Source organism: Streptomyces sp. NPDC085937 (assembly GCF_044540535.1).
GTDB lineage: Bacteria > Actinomycetota > Actinomycetes > Streptomycetales > Streptomycetaceae > Streptomyces.
Genome location: NZ_JBITSH010000010.1, coordinates 108,041 through 125,177 on the forward strand (window position 1 = coordinate 108,041; position 17,137 = coordinate 125,177).

The following is a 17,137-nucleotide window of genomic DNA, read 5'->3' on the forward strand; positions in this document are numbered from 1 at the left end:
CCGGGGGCTCAGTGGACGAGCGATTTGACGGCCGTGAGGTCCTCGCCGGTCAGCTCCGCGATCCGGTGCGCCGGCACTCCGGCCGCCACGGCACGGGCGAGCAGCGCCTCGCGGCCCTCCGCGCAGGAGCGGTAGGCAAGGAGTTCCTCCTCCATCCGGGCGACGTCGTGCGGCGCGTTGAGCTGCCGCACACGGCTCAGCTCCTCGTCGCCGAGGGGCACGGGAAGCCGCTCGGCACCCTCCGGGACGGCGGAGGTCTCCTCCGGCGGCAGCAGCCGCAGTCCGGGCGTGGTCACGGTGACGCCCTGGGCCTCCAGCCACGCCCGCACGGCCGGCGTGTCCAGGAAGGCGGCGTCCTGAACGGCGGCGAGCGGCACCCCCAGCGACACGGCGGGGTCGTCGAACAGCACGAGATAGGCGTCGTCGGTCATCGTCGTTTCCTCCTGCGGGGACATGTGGTCCCACTCCGGTGTCCGGTGGACCCCCTCTACCCCGCAACGGCCGATCCACGACAGCGCGTCACCCGCAAGGGGGCGGGTACGCGCACGGCAGGGCCGGGCCCGGAGCCGGCCGGGGACGAAGGGGTCGCACATGCCCTACGTGGGATGGTCGGTGGAACAACGCGCAGAGCTGAAGAGACGGATGCTGTTCGTCAACGTGTTCGCCGTGGCCGGAGCAATCCTGTCGCTCGTCCTGATCGCCGGCGGCAACACGGGCGGCTGGGTCGTCCTCGGCATGACGGCATGCATGTACGGAGCGCTCCAGTTGCTCCTGGGCCACATGAGGAGGCGCCAACCACGATGACCGGGGGCGGTGTTGAGCTGCGTGGGCCACCGCGCTTCGGTCATGTCGGCGGGCTCCGCCGTGCGACGATGCCTTGGCATGGCGGAGCTATGGACGAGGACAGGGTGATGGATCACGTCGAACTCGAAGGGCGGACAGGTGAGTTGTCCGGCTTTCTGGACCCGGCCCGCTACCTGAGCTCCCTGCCCTCGATCGCTGGTGATCTGCCACCGGGGGCCCGCGCCTTCGCCACCGACCCGGATCACTACGACTTCCGCAGCCGGCGTTGTGTAAAGGACCTGATCATTCACGCCGTCCGGGGGGCGGGTACCGAGGAGGTGGAGATCGAGTTCCGGCACAACTGCTGGAAGCACGACCAGGACTTGGTCATCCGCTACGCGGAGGTGTCGAGCTTCCTCATCGAGTCCGCCGCCGCGGACCAGGCCCGAGGGCCGGAACTCGGCGCCGTGATGCTCGACGAGATCCTGCCGCACGAGGACGGCTGCGCCCACGAGATCGCCTGCTGGGACGGAACCCTCACCATCGTCTGCCGTGACCTACGGGCGACGTGGACGGAAGCCGTCTGTCCAGACGCGTGAGTTCCCCGTATGCGTGATCTGCCGTGACGTGTCGCCGTACGGCCGGCATGGACAAAGCTGGGGCGCGGCATCCTCGCCGCGCCCCACCCCCAGCCTCGTCACTGCTACCGGTTGTCGACCTCCCGGTCGAAGTCCCGCGCGCAGTCCTGCCGGTCGCTCTGGCTGTTCGCGTGCTCGATGCAGTCCTGGTAGTCCTTGAACTCGTCGCTGTTGATCACGGCCACACCCATGGCCAGAAGCACCGACGACACCACCAGGGTCAGCCCGCCGAGCACCGCGCCGATGACGGACATGGTCCCGTTCGTGGCCACACCTCGTCTGCTGCGCCGGAAGCCCAGCACACCGAAGATCAGGGCCAGCACACCCAGCGCGATGCCGCCGATCGCGGTCCAGAACAGCAGGGCACCCACGATGCCCAGCACCAGCGCCGCGATCCCGAAACCGTTGCGACGCTCACCCGCGCCGACCGCCTGCTGAGGCCCCGCCCCGTGGTGTCCTTGTGTCGAAGTCATCCGCGTGTCCTCCGATATGAGGGGTCATCAGTTGGTCCCGCCCGGTCCGTGTGCCCTGACGTCCCGCTCGCATTCCGCCCGGTGCGGCGAGAGCCGTCCCAGGGGGCGGTCACAACCGAGTCGACCAGCGCCTTGCGTGCGGATACGGAACGGCGGTGGCCGGCATGACGCCGGCCACCGCCGTTCGCTTCCCCCGCCGAGCCCCCCGGCGGAGAACCGCCGGGACCGCGCTCAGCCCCGGCGCCCCGGCAGGCCGGCCAAAGCCTTGGAGCGCTGGGCGACCAGTTCGTCGTAGGTGCCGTCCCGCTCTGCCCAGCGGTGCTTCCGGACGCCCTCGACGAGGATCTCGCGGGGCGTCGGCTCCTGCGCGAGGAGGTCCATGACCTCCGTGGCGAAGTCGTCCAGCGGCAGCGCGTGCGGGTTCACCTTCTCCTGTCCGGCCGTCGCGACGGCCGGCGGCACCAGCTCGACGACGTCGACCCCCGTCCCCGCGAGCTGCGCGCGCAGCGCCTCCGAATAGGCGTGCACCCCGGCCTTCGAGGCGGCGTAGCCCGGCATCGGCGGGAACGGCAGGAACGCGATGCCGGAGGTCACGGTGATGAAGGCGCCGGCGCCCCGCGCGATCAGCTGCGGGGTGAACGCGTCGACGACCCGGATCGTGCCCAGCAGGTTGGTGTCGATCGCCGTCGCCGTCGCCTCGAAGTGCGCGGGGTCGCGCAGGTCCTCCATCAGCATGACGCCCGACATCGTCACCACGGTGTCCAGTCCGGGGTACCGGGCGAGCACGGCGTCCCGCGCCGACGCGACGGAGGAGCCGTCGGTGACGTCGATGCGGACCGTCCCGAAGCCTTCCTTCTCCAGCCGTGCGAGGGCGTCCTCGCCGCGGCCGCCGACGACCACGGTACTGCCGGCCGCGGCGAACCGACGCGCCAGCTCCTGCCCGATGCCCGAGGTCCCACCGGCGATGAAAACGGTGTGGTCGGAGAGTTTCACGAGATCGTCCCTTCGTGAACGACGTGCTTCCACGTTCTCGACCACGAGCCTCCATCGCATCCCGTGCGCGCGGCAGAGCCCTCGTTGTCCCTGGTCCTGACAGGACCCCCTCTGCGCCGCGCCGACCGCACTACGGTGGCTTCATGAAGGACGACGCTTCCGGCAACCGGCTCGGCAGTTACCTTCGTGCCCGGCGGGAGCTGGTCACCCCGGAGCAGGCGGGCCTCCCGCCCGGCGGCAACCGGCGCGTGCCCGGCCTGCGCCGTGAGGAGGTCGCCCTGCTCGCCGGCATCAGCCCCGACTACTACCTGCGCCTGGAGCGGGGCCGTGACAAGAACCCCTCGCCGCAGGTCCTCATGTCCCTCGCCCGCGTCCTGCAGCTCGACGAGGTCGAACGCACCTACCTCCTCGGCCTCGCCTCCGCCCGCCCCAGGGCGCCCCGCCGCAAGCGGCCCGAGCACGTCCCCGCGCGCGCCCACCAGCTGCTCGCGCAGCTCCGGATCCCCGCCTTCGTGGAGGGACGCGCCTTCGACGTCCTGGCGTCCAACCCCATGGCCGTCGCGCTCTCCCCGCGTCTGCGCCCCGGCCGGAACAGGCTGCGCGATCTCCTCCTCGATCCCGAGGAGCGCGCCTTCCACCAGGACTGGTCCCAGGCGACCGCGATCGCCGTCGCCACCCTCCGCACCACCATCGGCGACGACACCGACCACCCCCGCTTCGTCGAACTCGTCGGTGAACTCGCCCTCACCAGCGAACGGTTCCGCACCCTCTGGGCCCGCCACGACGTCCGCACCCTCGACGGAGGCGCCACGATCGTCCACCACCCCGTCGTCGGTGACCTGCGCCTCCACCGCGACAAACTCCCGCTGGACGACGTCATCCTCGTCGTCTACTACCCCGACAGGAACAGCGACAGCGACGAGAAGCTGCGGCTCCTCGCCTCCTTCGCCGACACCGGCTCCGCCGACACCGGCTCTGCCGACACGACGGAGGGCGGACGTGAGGACGCCCGGCATACGTAGCCGCCGCTCCCCGCGGCGGGCGTCCGCGTCGACAGAGCGAGAAGACGACAAGGCGACCCGTACCGGCGGCCACGCTTCGGCGGACGCAGGAACGGCCTGGCCCGGCCGCGACCGTGCCGAGGGGCGCGGAGCTCCGCCCACCCCCACCCCGCCCACCGCCACCTCGCAATCGCCCCTTGTGCCCTGACCTGCGCACCCCTACGATGAATGCGCTTTCATCACGATCACACCCGCCCACGCCGCGCGCACTGACTTAGGGATGACGCCCGATGAGTACCGCCCCCACGGTGTACGACGTGGCCGAACGCTCCGGCGTGTCCATCGCCACCGTGTCCCGCGTCTACCGCAACCCCGACTCGGTGCGGGCGCAGACCCGTGAGCGGGTCCTCGCCGCCGCGCGGGACCTCGGCTACGTACCCAGCGGCAACGCGCGCGGACTCGCCAGCCGGTCCACCGGCGTCCTCGGCCTCTGCTTCCCCGACTACGCGGACCCGGACACCGACGCCGAGGACGACGACGCGGCGATGCTCTACTCCGACCAGATCATCCGCGGCATGGAGCGCGCGGCCCGAAGGCACGGCTACGCCCTCCTCATCGCCGCCTCCCTCAAGGGCGGCCCGGAGAGTCTGGTGGCCAAGGTCGCCGGACGCGTCGACGGGTTCGCCGTGCTGGCCCGCACGGTGCCCACGGAGGAACTCGAGGGCATCTCCCGCCGCCGACCCGTCGTCATGCTCGCCGGGCCCCGCGAGGAGGGCGACCACCTGGACCACCTCGACCACATCGAGGTCGCCAACTTCGACGGTCAGCGTGAGCTGACCCGCCACCTCATCGACGACCACGGCCTGCGCCACCTCGCCTTCGTCGGCTCCGCCGAGGAGTCGCCGGACGCCGAGGCCCGCTTCCAGGGCTTCCTCGCGGCCTGCCACGCCGCCGGCATCGACGCCCCCGAGCAGCCTGCCGTACGCGCCGCCATGATGACCCAGGCCGAGGGCGCCCGCGCCGCCGACGCACTGTGCGACCGTGCCGGCGGACCGCCGCAGGGGCTCGTCTGCGCCAACGACCAGATGGCCGTCGGCGCGCTGCACGCACTGGAGCGCCGGGGCGTGGCCGTGCCCGGCGACGTGGCGGTCACCGGTTTCGACGGCATCCCGCTCGGCCGGCTCGTCCGCCCGACCCTCACCACCGTCCGCCAGCCCATGCTGCGCATGGGGGAGGAGGCGGTGGAACTGCTCGTACGACGCCTCGGCGGCGCGTCCGCCACCGACCCGGTGTCCCTCATGCTCCCCGTCACCGTCGCCCGCCGTGCCAGTTGCGGCTGCGGCCCCGTGGAGCAGAACGTCGCCATCGGGGCCTGACGCCCACCACGCGGGTGGGCGCCGCCCCGGAGCCAGGCGCGCGGGCGTTCAGCCCACCCGCCCGCTCGCCCCACCCGCCCGCCGCGCGGCCCCAGCCCTTCCGCCACATCCCCCTCACCACATCCCCACGGGACGTATCTCACACCCGCTTCCGTACGCCCAGCCTCCGACCTAGGTTGCTGAGAGGGCCCTGTGCCCGTCATCCGGGGTGTCCGCCTGTCGCGACGTACGCGCGCAGGTGAACGCCCCTTTCTCGCGTCCCTCACACCCCCGGCAGGGCGACCGCAGCCGTTACCGGAGTGTGACCCGGCGCCCCCTTGCCACGGCGGGGCCCCTCCCGCAGAGTCATGTATGCGCTTACAGAATGCGCATACATCGGGAACGCTCGAGGAGGAGCAGTCCATGCACCGCGCCACACCCGCCGCGATCGCCCTCACCGTGGCGTCCGCGCTCACCCTCACCGCCTGTGGCGGCTCCGGTGGCGCGGACGTGGACGCTGATGCCCAGCAGGCGCTCACCGTCTGGGCCATGGGCACCGAGGGCGAGAAGCTCGCCGAGGTCGCCGACGCCTACGAGAAGTCGCACCCGAACATCACCGTCAAGGTGACCCCGGTCGGCTGGGACGTGGCGCACCAGAAGCTCGTCGCCGCGGCCGCCGCGGGCAAGCTGCCCGACGTGATGCAGATGGGCGGCACCTACCTCGGCGAGTTCGCCGACATGGGCGTCCTGGAACCGGTCGACACCAAGACCGTCAAGGAGCGCGACTTCTTCCCCGCCGCCTGGCAGCAGGCCTCGTACGACGGTGAGACGTACGGCGTCCCCTGGTACGTCGACACCCGCGTCCTCTTCTACCGCACCGACCTCGCCGCCGAGGCGGGTCTCGCGAAGCCGCCCGCCACCATGGACGAACTGCGCCGTGCCGCCCAGGCATACCAGGACAAGGCGAAGACCAAGTGGGGCCTGTCCATCCAGCCCGGCGGGCTCGACACCGTGCAGAGCTTCTACCCGTTCCTGTACTCCGCCGGCGGTGAGATCCTCACCGAGGACGGCAAGGCGGCCGTCAACAGCCCCGAGGCGGTCAAGGCGCTGGCGACCTACGGCGACTTCTTCGCCAAGGGCCTCAGCGAGAAGTCGGTCCGCCCCGGCTACGACGTGACCAAGGACTTCAACACCGGCGACGTGCCGATGTTCCTCGGCGGTCCGTGGGTCATGTCGCTGCTCGACGAGAACTACCCCGACATCAAGGGCAAGTGGGCCGTCGCCCCCGTGCCCGCCGACAAGCAGTCGGTCTCCATGGCCGGCGGCTCCAGCCTCGCCGTCTCCGCGGACAGCGAGCACAAGGCCGCCGCGAAGGAGTTCATCTCCTTCCTCACCGACGCCAAGGGTCAGTCCGACTGGTACGAACGCACCCGCGACCTGCCCGCCAACCAGCAGGCATGGGAGTCCGGCGAGCTCGCCACCGACCCCAAGCTGAAGGTCTGGCGCGAGCAGATGGAGACCGCCAGGACCACGCCGTCCCAGCCCCGGCTGACGGAGATCACCTCCAAGGTGGACACCGCCATCGAGTCGGTCACCCAAGGCAAGTCGGATGCGAAGGCCGCCCTGGACAAGGCGCAGGCCGAGATCGAAGGACTCGTGGAGTAACCGGCATGCCCCTGCTGACCAAGGCGGCCGCCGACCGCGCGGCCCCAGTGACCAGGACCCGCCCGGACGGGCCGCCGGGAGAGGGGCGGCGCCCGCGCCGCCCGCTCGGCCGGCACAACCTCTACGGCTGGCTGTTCTCCACGCCGTTCCTGGTGCTGTTCGCCCTCTTCATGGCGTTCCCGATCGTCGCCACGCTCCTGATGAGCTTCACCGACTTCGGCGCCCGCCATGTCACCCACCCCCTGGAGGCGGAGTTCGTCGGCCTGGAGAACTACACCAAGCTCTTCGAGGACGACCGTTTCCTGAAGGCCCTGTTCAACACGGCGTACTTCGTGGTCGTCGGCGTGCCGCTGACCATCCTGCTCGGACTGCTCGTCGCGGTCCTGCTGAACAACGGCATCGACCGTGCCCGCACCTTCTTCCGGGTCGGCTTCTACGCCCCGGTGGTCACCGCCATCGTCGCGGTCGCCGTCGTCTGGCGGTTCGTCCTCGATCCCTCCGACGGCCTGATCGCCGGCCTCGCCGCCGAACTGGGCATGACCGCGCCGGACTTCCTCGGCTCCGAGACCTGGGCCATGCCCTCGCTCATCGCCATGGCGGTGTGGCGCAACCTCGGCACCGTCATGGTGCTGTTCATCGCCGGGCTCCAGGCCATCCCCGCCGACGTGCGGGAGGCGGCGCGGCTCGACGGCGCCGGCGCCTGGCAGGAGTTGCGCCGCATCACCGTGCCGTTGCTGCGGCCCACCATGCTCTACGCCACCGTCATCACGACCATCGGTTACCTCAACGTCTTCGAGGAGCCGTTCGTGATGACCCAGGGCGGCCCGTCCGACGCGACGCTCACCGTCTCCCTGGACATGTACCGCGAGGGCTTCAACTTCTTCCACATGGGTTATGCGAGCGCCATGGCGTACGTGCTGTTCGTGGTCATCATGGGCATCACGGTGCTCCAGCTCCGACTGCTGAAGGACAACACCCGATGAGCGCCCCCACGGCATCCCCGCGCCCGGTGCCCGCACAGCCCCGCCCCCGCGGACGGAGCCGCGTCCGCACCCCCCTGCTGTACGTCGTCGCCTCGCTCGGTCTGCTGGTGATGTCCGCGCCGTTCCTGTGGATGGCGCTGTCCGCCTTCAAGACCCGCCGGGACCTCACCGCGAGCCCGCCGGTGTGGCTCCCCTCCGAGTGGACGCTGAGCAACTTCGGCGCCCTGCTCGACCAGCTCGACATGCCGCGACACTTCCTGAACAGCCTGATCGTCGCCTTGCTGGTCACCCTGTGCAACCTGCTGTTCTGCTCCATGCTCGGCTACGCGCTGGCCAAGCTGGAGTTCACCGGCCGGTCCAAGATCTTCGGCGTCGTGCTGGCCGCGCTCATGGTCCCCGGCAACCTGCTGATCCTGCCGCTGTACGTGCTGATGACGAAGTTCGGTCTCATCGACACCTACGCCGGTCTGGTGCTGCCCTTCGCGGCGGGGGCGTTCGGCGTGTTCCTGATGCGCCAGTTCATGCAGTCCATCCCCGACGAGCTGCTGGAGGCGGCCAGGATCGACGGCGCCGGCGAGTGGTACATCTTCTGGCGCATCGTGATGCCGCTGGTGAAGCCCGCCCTCGCGACGCTCACGATCTTCACCTTCCTCGGCTCCTGGAACAACTTCGTCTGGCCGCTCATCGCGACCAACGACCCCGACAAGTACACCCTGCCGGTCGCCCTGGCCACCTTCGCCAACGATCCCAACCGGACCGTCGGCGGCGGCAACGGCATGCTGATGGCGGGCTCGCTGCTCGTCGTGCTGCCGGTCCTGCTGGTCTTCGTGGTCCTCCAGCGCCACTTCACCCAGGGCATCGCGACCGCCGGACTCAAGTGACCCGTCCCCGGCCCGTTCCGCCGGTGACCGCCCCACCCCCACCAGAGAGAAAAGGACGATGACGCGTACCTCCCTGCCCTTCCCCGACGGTTTCCTGTGGGGGGCGTCCACCGCCGCCCACCAGATCGAGGGGAACAACGTCAACAGCGACTGGTGGCGGAAGGAACACGACCCGGCGGCGGGCATCGCGGAACCCAGCCTGGACGCCTGCGACAGCTACCACCGCTGGGAGCAGGACATGGACCTGCTCGCGGAACTCGGCTTCACCGACTACCGGTTCAGCGTCGAATGGGCCCGCATCGAGCCCGTGCCCGGAACGTTCTCGCACGCCGAGATCGCGCACTACCGCCGCATGGTCGAGGGAGCCCTGGCGCGCGGCCTGCGACCCATGGTCACCCTGCACCACTTCACCGTCCCGCAGTGGTTCGAGGACCTCGGCGGCTGGACCGCCGACGGCGCGGCGGAGCTGTTCGCCCGCTACGTCGAGCACTGCGCGCCGATCGTCTCCGAGGGAGTCCGGCACGTCTGCACCATCAACGAGCCCAACATGATCGCCGTCATGGCGGGCGCGGCCAAGGCCGGCGACCAGGGCTTCCCGCCCGCCGGACTGCCCACCCCCGACGAGGACACCACCCACGCCGTCATCGCCGCCCACCACGCCGCCGTCAAGGCCGTACGCGCGATCGACCCCGCCATCCGGGTCGGCTGGACGATCGCCAACCAGGTGTACCAGGCACTTCCCGGCGCCGAGGACGTCACCGCCGCCTACCGGCACCCCCGCGAGGACGTCTTCATCGAGGCCGCGCGCGGCGACGACTGGATCGGCGTGCAGTCCTACACCCGCACCAAGATCGGCACCGACGGTCCGATCCCCGCCCCCGAGGACGCCGAGCGCACCCTCACCCAGTGGGAGTACTACCCGGCCGCCGTCGGCCACGCCCTGCGCCACACCGCCGACCTCGCCGGCCCGGACATGCCTCTGATCGTCACCGAGAACGGCATCGCCACCGCCGACGACACCCGCCGCGTCGACTACTACACCGGCGCCCTGGAGGCGGTCACCGCCGCCATCGAGGACGGCGTCGACGTCCAGGGCTACCTGGCCTGGAGCGCCCTCGACAACTACGAGTGGGGCTCCTACGCGCCGACCTTCGGCCTGATCGCGGTCGACCCGGTCACTTTCGAGCGCACCGCCAAGCCCTCCGCCGTATGGCTCGGCGAGATGGGCCGCACCCGGCAGCTCCCGCGCGCCGAGCGCTGACCGCCCCGGCGCCCTGGCGCGCCGCCCCGGACCCGGGAGCCGGTGGGCCCCTGACACCCACCGGCTCCCGCACACCCGCGAACGCCCAACACGCACCGCACGACACGCACCGCACGACACGCACCGCACGACGCCCCGCGGCCGGCGCTCCGCCGCCCGCCGCACCCCGCCCTTCCCCGGAGGCTGGAGCCGCATGAACCGTCGTACGTTCCTCACCACCGCCACGACCGCCACCCTCGCCGCCGCGGCCTCCGCGACGGCCCTCGCCGCCCCCGCCCCGGCAGCCGGCGGCGCCGGCACCGGGCGCGCCCCGTTCCGCACCTGGTTCGAGGCGACCCACCGCTCCCTCGACGCGATGACCACCGACTTCGGTCTCACCGCCGACAAGATCGACGTCAGCGGGACGGGCACCCCCGTCCCGTCCGCGCAGACCTCGCCCACCAACATCGGCTGCGGCCTGTGGACCACCGTCGCCGCCGCCGGACTCGGCGTCATCGACTCCGACACCCTGCACCGCCGCCTGACCCGCACCCTCACCGCCGTCGAAGGGCTGGAGCGCGCCCACGGCTTCTGGCTCAACTGGTACGACGCGCACGACGGTTCCCTGCTGACGACCTGGCCGGAGACCGGCGACCCGGTGCGGCCCTTCCTCTCCAGCGTCGACAACGCCTGGCTGGTCACCGGCCTGATGATCGCCGCCGACGCCGACCCGTCACTCCGCCCCCGCGTCGCCCGCCTGCTGGAGGACGCCGACTGGTCGTACTTCTACACGCCCTACGACCCCGCCGACCCGGTCGCGGGACCCGGCCAGCTGCGCGGCGGCTACTGGCCCGACAAGCCCGGCAAGGGCGAGCCGACCGGCCACCACTACGGCGCCCTCAACACCGAGCCGCGCATGGCGAGTTACCTCGGCATCGCCGACGGCTCCCTTCCGCCGGAGCACTACTGGCACGTCTTCCGCACCCTTCTGCCCGGCATGGGGCAGGAGCAGGAACCCGGGGGCGCCTGGGTCACGATCGACGGCGTCCGCGTGTGGCAGGGCCACTACACCCACCGCGGCCGGAAGCTCGTCCCCACCTGGGGCGGGTCCATGTTCGAGGCGCTGATGGTGCCCCTGTTCGTGCCCGAGGCCGAGTGGTCCCCGCACTCCTGGGGCACCACGCACCACCGCTATGTGCGCGGCCAGATCGACCACGGCTTGAAGGAGGCCGGCTACGGCTACTGGGGCTTCTCGCCCGCCAACATCCCCGACGGCGGCTACAGCGAGTACGGCGTCGACGCCCTCGGCATGCAGGAGGAGGGCTACACCTCGAAGGGCGTGGTCACCCCGCACGCCTCCTTCCTCGCCCTGCCCTACGAGCCCGCCGCGGCCGTCGCCAACCTCACCGCCCTGGACCGGGACTTCGGCGCGTACGACGACCGCTACGGCTTCCGTGACTCGGTCGACACCGCGACCGGCCGGGTGAGCGACTACGTCCTCGCCCTCGACCAGGGCATGGTCGCCGCTGCCCTGGCCCAGCAGGTGCGGCCCGGCCTGCTGCAACGGCCCTTCGGCACGGGCGGCTTCCGCTCCCGCGTCCGCCCCCTGCTGGCGAAGGAGCGGTTCAGCATCTGAGCCGCGCCCGCCGGAGGGGCACAAGGCCGCGGGCTCGGGTCAGGCGGAGGTGCCGGCACCACCGGGGTCGTTGGGATGCGGCTCCAGCTCCGTGACGACCGCGGTCATCCACGGCCACAGGGGCAGCGTGCCGAGCACCTCCTCCCGCAGCGCCGCCTCGTCGGCGGCACGCCACAGGCCGATGCTGCGCTTCTCCCCGACGGGTCGCCACAGCCGCGCCAGGTTCCCGGTGGCCGTGAGCTCACGGGCGCGTACCGCCTCCCGCGCACGGACCCGGTCCACCTCGGCCGGGTCCGTGCCCTCGGGGACGGTGGTGGTGAGCTCCACGAGAAACTCCCGCATGTCGTTCTCCGATCCTGTGACGAGGGCCCCGGACCTGTCCGGGTGCCCGTGCGATGTACGCCCCGTTGCCGTCTCAGTCGCCGGCGGCGATCCGGGAGACGTGGTACTGGCGGATCCTCCAGCCGTCGTCATGCCGCAGGACCAGCGACAGGTGGACCTTCGCCTCCCACCCCGACGGCGCGCTGAAGGTGACGTCCGCGAAGCCGCCGGCGACCCGCTCACCGATCGTGTAGGTGTGCAGGACCGTGACGTCGGCGCGCCGGTCCTCGGCCACCGCCTCGTAGTACGCCCGTACCGCGTCGCGGCCGGCGACCACCTCGGGGCCGAACCCCTGGAACAGGGCGTCGGGGGTGAACAGTTCCGCCATCGTGTCCGGCCGGTGGGAGTCGAAGGCGGCCTTCCAGCGGTCGAGGACGTCGTGCATGGGGTCGGTCATGGCCGTGCTCCTTGGGTGTGCGCCGGGCGCGATGCCGCCGGCGCTCGAGGTGTGTTCCCGTCCCGGCCACGCGCGTCCCTCCGCCATCGGGGCGGACGCCGGCGCGGGCCGGAGCGGCCGGGCGGGTGTGCCCGGGCGGAGGCCGGGGTCCGGTTCAGCCACCGGCGGCCTGTCCGCCGTCCACATGGAGTACCGCGCCGGTGACGAAGGGCGCGTTCTCCAGGTAGACGACGGCGTCGGCGATGTCGCGAGCCCGGCCCATGCGCCCCACGGGGTGCAGGGCGGCGAGTTCCTCGTGCTGGTCCTCCGCGTGCATCGGCGTCGCGATGGTGCCCAGGGAGACCGCGTTGGAACGGATGCCCCGGGAGGCGTACTCGATGGCCAGGGCCTTTGTGGCGGCCTGAAGCCCGCCCTTGGACAGGGACGCCAGGACGGAGGGGACCGCGGCGCGGGGGTGGTCCACGAGGCTGGTCGTGATCTGGACGACGTGGCCGCCGCCCTGCTCCAGCATCCGGGGGACGACGAGACGGGTCATGTGGAAGAAGCCGGCGACGTTCACGCCCATCACCGTGTCGAAGTCGTCCTGGGTGAACTCGGTGAACGGCTTGGAGACGAACACCCCCGCGTTGTTGACGAGTGTGTCGATCCGCCCGAACCGCTCCAGGCCGGCGGCGACGACCCGTTCGGCGGTCGCGCGCTCGGCGATGTCCCCCTGAACGGTGATCACGCCGGGGTCCCGCGAGGCGCCGATCGTGCGCGACGTGGCGACGACGGCGTGACCGAGTGCGCGGTAGGCGCCGACCAGCTCGGCGCCGATGCCTTGCGACGCGCCGGTGATGACGGCGACCTTCTGTCCCTGAGTGCTCATGTGGTCGTTCCTTGGCGAGAGGGGGTGACGGTCGACGGACCGGCTGCGCACCATGGTAGACGACCGGTCTAGTGCAAGCAATCGACCGAGGTCGGTGGCGATGTGAGGTGACCGACACGCTCCCGAATTGACGGTGGTAGACCGGTCGTCTACCTTCGAGGCAGTTGACCGGTCGGCTAGTTCTTCCGCAGAGCCGGCCGCCCTTCCCGAAACGGAGCTCACCCGCCATGTCCGCATCAGTGAACGTCGCCATCGTGTACTACTCCTCCACCGGCACCGTCGCCGAGATCGCCGAGGAGCTCAGGGACGCCGCCGTCAAGGCCGGCGCCGAGGTGCGTCTCGCCAAGGCCCCGGAGCTGGCCCCCTGGGAGGCCATCCGGTCGAACCCGGCGTGGGCCGCCCACCGTGCCGCCACGTCCGGCATACCCGAGGCGTCCGTGGACGACATCGAGTGGGCCGACGTCGTGCTGTTCGGTACGCCGACCCGGTTCGGCAATCTGTCCGCCCAGCTCAAGCAGTTCATGGACACCCTCGGGGGCCTGTGGGCGCAGGGCAAGCTGGCCGACAAGGTCTACAGCGGCTTCACCTCCTCCGCCACCGAGCACGCCGGCCAGGAGACGACGCTGCAGGCGCTCTACACCTCCGTCCACCACTTCGGAGGCCTCGTCGTCGCCCCCGGCTTCACCGACCCGGTGAAGTTCGTGGACGGCAATCCGTACGGCACCTCCCACGTCGACGGACAGGGCACCCGCCCTGTCGGCGAGGCGACCCGTGCCGCCGCACGCCATCAGGCGGAACGCGTCGTCGGCATCGCCCGACGGCTGAAGGCGGCCGAGGGTCTCGGCGTCGCGGCCTGACGCCCCTGAGAGCGGTGGCCCTTCTCACCACGTCCACTAGTCGAATGGTCGTATACTTCCATCATGGGACGAACGAGCGACGCCAGGAACAAGATCCTCACCGCTGCCCAGTCTCTGATCGAAGTGCGCGGCTATTCGGCTCTGGGCGTGGCCGAGATCTGCAAGGCGGCAGGGGTTCCGAAGGGGAGTTTCTACTACTTCTTCGAGTCCAAGGAGGCCCTCGCGCTGGCCGTGCTGGACGAGCACTGGTCCGCCCAGCGGCGTGACTGGGCGAGCGCACTGGAGAGCGACCAGGAGCCCCTGCTCCGGCTCCGCGCGCTCTTCGAGCGGACCGAGGCGGCTCAGCGCGCGGGCCAGGCCGACTGCGGGACGGTCTCCGGCTGCATGTTCGGCAACCTCACCCTCGAGATGAGCAACCAGACCGAAGCGATCCGGGAGCGGCTGCAGCAGATCTTCGACGCCCAGGTCGACATGGTCGAGGAGGTCATCGCCGAGGCACGCGAGCGTGGCGACGCCGCGGTGGCCGACCCCCGCGCCGCCGCCCGCTCCGTGGTGGCGCAGCTGGAGGGGCAGGTGCTGTTCGCGAAGCTGTACAACGACACCGCCCCGCTCGAGGCGCTGTGGCAGAACTGCCTGGCCCTGCTGGGAGCCAGGCTCCCCGAGACGGGCCCGGTGACCGCCTGAGCGGTCGGCGGCCCCGTCACCCGGCGCACTACTGTCGACGCATGAGCCAAGATTCCCAGCGGTCCGTCGTCGTCGAGCGGACGAGCAGCGGTCACTACGTCGCCACCAACCCGAGGGGCGGGACGATCACGTTCAGCACCGACGGGGGCGCCGAGTTCACCCCGGTCGAACTGCTGCTCGCCGCCATCGGGGGCTGCTCGGCGGCCGACGTCGACGTCGCCACCAGCCGGCACGCCGAGCCCGCCGAGTTCTCCGTCGCGGTGACCGGCGACAAGATCAGCGACGACCAGGGCAACCGCATGACGAACCTGCGGGTCACCTTCAGCGTCGCCTTCCCGGACGAGGAGGGCGCGGACCGCGCCCGCGCGATCCTCCCTCGCGCCGTGAAGACGTCCCACGACCGCCTGTGCACGGTCAGCCGCACCGTCGAGCTCGGCACCCCCGTCGCCACGGAGGTCAAGGAGAGCTGACCCGTCGGGCCGCCGGGGGCGGCGCGGCCCCCGGCGGCGGACGACTGCCCGTGCGCCCCCTACGGACACCCGGTTGCCGGAGAGCTCCGCGCGCCGGCCGCCACGCTCGCCGCCCCGGGGACCGTGGCGCGCACCGCCGCCGTGCCGTGCTCGGACAGCGTCCCCACGGTCAGGCCGGCGGCGCGCCAGCCGGCCACCAGCCCGGGCAGCGCGCCCAGCGCGGCCCGCCAGCAGCCCGGCGCCGCCATCCGGTCGGTGTCGTGCAGCAGGACGGTGCCGCCGCCGTGAACATCGGCCTCCACCGTCCGGCGCACCGAGGCGGGGGTGGCCCGCGCCGTCCAGTCCCGGCCCCAGGCGCTCCACAGGACCGGCCGCAGCTCCGCCGCACGGGCGGCGGCCCAGCGGCCGGAGGTCAGGATCCCGTACGGCGGCCGGTACCACCGCGGATCGCTCCCCGTGACGTCCCGTACGGCGTCCGCCGCCCGGCACAGCGCCAGGACGTCACCCGCCGGGGTGGGCAGCCACGGACGGTCGTGGCTCCAGCCGTGCACGGCCACCTCGTGCCCCCGGCGCACGGTCTCCCGCACCACCGCCGGATGGCGTACGACCGCGTCGCCCAGCACGAAGAAGGTCGCTCGCACCCCGACGGCGTCCAGCGCGTCGAGGAAGCGGGGCGTGGACACGGGATCGGGCCCGTCGTCGAAGGTCAGGGCGACGTGGCGGGGGTGGCCGGTCCCGGCCAGGCCGGGGAACAGGCGCCGGCGTACGGCGGGCAGCCAGGTGACGGCCGGACCGATGTGCGCCGCGGCGAGGGCGGCCAGGGGAAGCCCGACGGCCGCGGCCCGCCGCCCGGCGGACGGGGGGAGAGGACCGGACATCGCAGTGCCTCCTGGTCGTGCGGCGGCTTCCGCGCCGCTCACGGTGGGTGGGACGCATCGCGCGCCTCGGAGTCAGGGCCGTCCCGTGCCCTCGCCCCGTCCCAGCCGCCGCCGACCGAGGGAGCGCGCGCCAGGCCGACGCTGCCCGCGCCCATGAGCGCGATGCCGATCACCTCCGGCGCCACCCGCGCGCCGAGCGTGATCTGCTCCCCGAACAGGGCCCAGCCCAGTGCCACGCTGGTCAGCGCGTCCCCGAGGGTCAGGGCCGGCTGGGACGCCGCCAGCGTCCCCGCCCGGAACGCGGCCTGCAACAGCAGGAACGCGATCACCCCCACCACGGCGGTGGCGTACAGCGGCCACGTCGTCAGGACGGCGCGCGGCCCGTCCGGGATCAGACCGGTGACGTCCTTGAGCAGCGCGGCGGTCGCGGAGAACGACACCGCGGACGCCAGGCCCAGCAGAGCGGCGCGCGGCGCGCCCCGCACGCCCCGGGACACCGCCACCAGCAGCACCACAGCGGCCAGCAGGGCCGCCCCGACGGGCCACCAGTGCCCCGGTACGGACGAGGACCGGCCGGACGTGGGCGCCGCCGCGGTCAGGAACAGGGACAGGCCCAACGCCAGCGCGACGAACGCCAGCCAGGTTCTCAGGTCGGGGCGACGGTGGAAGACCAGACTCCCCACCGCCAGGGTGAACAGCAGCTCGGCGGCCATCAGCGGCTGCACCAGCGCCAGACTGCCCACGCCGAGAGCCGCCGCCTGCAGCACCGTGGACAGGGCGAGCATCCCCGCGCCCACCACCCAGTGCGGCCGCCGCAGCACGTGGACCAGCCAGCGCACGGCCTGCCGCAGCCCCGCGCCCCCCTCCGGCTCGTCCGCCGCGGCCCGCCGCTGCAGCACGGAGGCCGCGGCGTTCGCCAGCGCCGCGAGGAGAGCCAGGACGACCGTGAGCACG

20 protein-coding genes are annotated in these 17,137 nt (G+C 72.0%); 12 read left to right on the top strand and 8 right to left on the bottom strand.

Annotation, left to right across the window (positions count from 1 at the left end; all coding sequences use genetic code 11):
* Positions 1-8: 8 nt before the first annotated feature.
* On the bottom strand, positions 9-431 hold the full coding sequence (locus tag ACIF8S_RS21585) for a DUF6003 family protein (RefSeq protein WP_400000930.1): 423 nt from the start codon (positions 429-431) through the stop codon (positions 9-11).
* A 160-nt stretch (positions 432-591) separates the two neighbouring features.
* Between ACIF8S_RS21585 and ACIF8S_RS21590 the strand changes: the two genes are divergently transcribed.
* Together ACIF8S_RS21590 and ACIF8S_RS21595 are read left to right on the top strand one after the other, a co-directional pair.
* The gene (locus tag ACIF8S_RS21590) at positions 592-804 is read left to right on the top strand and encodes a hypothetical protein (RefSeq protein WP_400000932.1); all 213 of its coding nucleotides are present in this window, start codon (positions 592-594) and stop codon (positions 802-804) included.
* Positions 805-911: 107 nt separating this feature from the next.
* Positions 912-1,382 (top strand): hypothetical protein, encoded by a 471-nt coding sequence (locus tag ACIF8S_RS21595; protein WP_400000933.1) that lies wholly within the window; start codon positions 912-914, stop codon positions 1,380-1,382.
* Between the two features lie 104 nt (positions 1,383-1,486).
* On the opposite strand, the gene ACIF8S_RS21600 is transcribed toward ACIF8S_RS21595, so the two are convergent.
* A complete protein-coding gene (locus tag ACIF8S_RS21600; RefSeq protein ID WP_024887714.1) occupies positions 1,487-1,894 on the bottom strand; it encodes a DUF4190 domain-containing protein in 408 nt (135 codons plus the stop codon).
* Positions 1,895-2,125: 231 nt separating this feature from the next.
* Complete coding sequence (locus ACIF8S_RS21605) at positions 2,126-2,887, bottom strand: SDR family oxidoreductase (protein WP_400000935.1); 762 nt, start codon at positions 2,885-2,887, stop codon at positions 2,126-2,128.
* Positions 2,888-3,030: 143 nt separating this feature from the next.
* Here ACIF8S_RS21605 and ACIF8S_RS21610 point away from each other — a divergent pair, with 143 nt between their 5' ends.
* From ACIF8S_RS21610 to ACIF8S_RS21640, 7 genes are all read left to right on the top strand, one after another.
* The gene (locus tag ACIF8S_RS21610) at positions 3,031-3,909 is read left to right on the top strand and encodes a helix-turn-helix domain-containing protein (protein WP_400000937.1); all 879 of its coding nucleotides are present in this window, start codon (positions 3,031-3,033) and stop codon (positions 3,907-3,909) included.
* A gap of 269 nt (positions 3,910-4,178) precedes the next feature.
* Positions 4,179-5,264 carry a LacI family DNA-binding transcriptional regulator gene (locus ACIF8S_RS21615; RefSeq protein WP_400000939.1) on the top strand — a complete coding sequence of 362 codons (1,086 nt, stop codon included), beginning with the start codon at positions 4,179-4,181 and terminating at the stop codon, positions 5,262-5,264.
* Between the two features lie 402 nt (positions 5,265-5,666).
* Positions 5,667-6,908, top strand: coding sequence for a sugar ABC transporter substrate-binding protein (locus ACIF8S_RS21620; RefSeq protein ID WP_400000940.1), 1,242 nt, complete (start codon positions 5,667-5,669; stop codon positions 6,906-6,908).
* Between the two features lie 5 nt (positions 6,909-6,913).
* Positions 6,914-7,891 carry a carbohydrate ABC transporter permease gene (locus ACIF8S_RS21625; protein ID WP_400000942.1) on the top strand — a complete coding sequence of 326 codons (978 nt, stop codon included), beginning with the start codon at positions 6,914-6,916 and terminating at the stop codon, positions 7,889-7,891.
* Positions 7,888-8,772: a carbohydrate ABC transporter permease gene (locus ACIF8S_RS21630; RefSeq protein WP_400000944.1), complete on the top strand. Its 885-nt coding sequence runs from the start codon at positions 7,888-7,890 to the stop codon at positions 8,770-8,772. Before ACIF8S_RS21625 ends, ACIF8S_RS21630 begins: the two co-directional genes overlap by 4 nt.
* Positions 8,773-8,830: 58 nt before the next feature.
* Positions 8,831-10,033: a glycoside hydrolase family 1 protein gene (locus ACIF8S_RS21635; RefSeq protein ID WP_400000947.1), complete on the top strand. Its 1,203-nt coding sequence runs from the start codon at positions 8,831-8,833 to the stop codon at positions 10,031-10,033.
* A gap of 193 nt (positions 10,034-10,226) precedes the next feature.
* Complete coding sequence (locus ACIF8S_RS21640) at positions 10,227-11,648, top strand: glucoamylase family protein (RefSeq protein ID WP_400000948.1); 1,422 nt, start codon at positions 10,227-10,229, stop codon at positions 11,646-11,648.
* 39 nt (positions 11,649-11,687) lie between these two features.
* Here ACIF8S_RS21640 and ACIF8S_RS21645 read toward each other — a convergent pair whose 3' ends face one another.
* From ACIF8S_RS21645 to ACIF8S_RS21655, 3 genes are all read right to left on the bottom strand, one after another.
* A complete protein-coding gene (locus ACIF8S_RS21645; RefSeq protein ID WP_024887711.1) occupies positions 11,688-11,990 on the bottom strand; it encodes a muconolactone Delta-isomerase family protein in 303 nt (100 codons plus the stop codon).
* 73 nt (positions 11,991-12,063) lie between these two features.
* Positions 12,064-12,426 carry an SgcJ/EcaC family oxidoreductase gene (locus ACIF8S_RS21650; protein WP_024887710.1) on the bottom strand — a complete coding sequence of 121 codons (363 nt, stop codon included), beginning with the start codon at positions 12,424-12,426 and terminating at the stop codon, positions 12,064-12,066.
* 154 nt (positions 12,427-12,580) lie between these two features.
* Positions 12,581-13,294 carry an SDR family NAD(P)-dependent oxidoreductase gene (locus ACIF8S_RS21655; RefSeq protein WP_400000951.1) on the bottom strand — a complete coding sequence of 238 codons (714 nt, stop codon included), beginning with the start codon at positions 13,292-13,294 and terminating at the stop codon, positions 12,581-12,583.
* 227 nt (positions 13,295-13,521) lie between these two features.
* On the opposite strand from ACIF8S_RS21655, the gene wrbA reads away from it, so the two are divergent.
* The 3 genes from wrbA to ACIF8S_RS21670 all read left to right on the top strand — a co-directional run bounded on the left by wrbA (position 13,522) and on the right by ACIF8S_RS21670 (position 15,305).
* Complete coding sequence (wrbA, locus tag ACIF8S_RS21660; RefSeq protein WP_400000952.1) at positions 13,522-14,151, top strand: NAD(P)H:quinone oxidoreductase; 630 nt, start codon at positions 13,522-13,524, stop codon at positions 14,149-14,151.
* Between the two features lie 63 nt (positions 14,152-14,214).
* On the top strand, positions 14,215-14,835 hold the full coding sequence (locus ACIF8S_RS21665) for a TetR/AcrR family transcriptional regulator (RefSeq protein ID WP_400000953.1): 621 nt from the start codon (positions 14,215-14,217) through the stop codon (positions 14,833-14,835).
* A 41-nt stretch (positions 14,836-14,876) separates the two neighbouring features.
* Entirely contained in the window at positions 14,877-15,305 is a 429-nt protein-coding gene (locus tag ACIF8S_RS21670) for an OsmC family protein (RefSeq protein ID WP_400000955.1), read from the top strand.
* 59 nt (positions 15,306-15,364) lie between these two features.
* Here the strand turns inward: ACIF8S_RS21670 and ACIF8S_RS21675 are convergent, their stop codons facing one another.
* Together ACIF8S_RS21675 and ACIF8S_RS21680 are read right to left on the bottom strand one after the other, a co-directional pair.
* Entirely contained in the window at positions 15,365-16,183 is an 819-nt protein-coding gene (locus tag ACIF8S_RS21675) for a polysaccharide deacetylase family protein (RefSeq protein WP_400000957.1), read from the bottom strand.
* A 38-nt stretch (positions 16,184-16,221) separates the two neighbouring features.
* Positions 16,222-17,136: a DMT family transporter gene (locus ACIF8S_RS21680; RefSeq protein ID WP_400000959.1), complete on the bottom strand. Its 915-nt coding sequence runs from the start codon at positions 17,134-17,136 to the stop codon at positions 16,222-16,224.
* Between the last annotated feature and the right edge of the window lies 1 nt (position 17,137).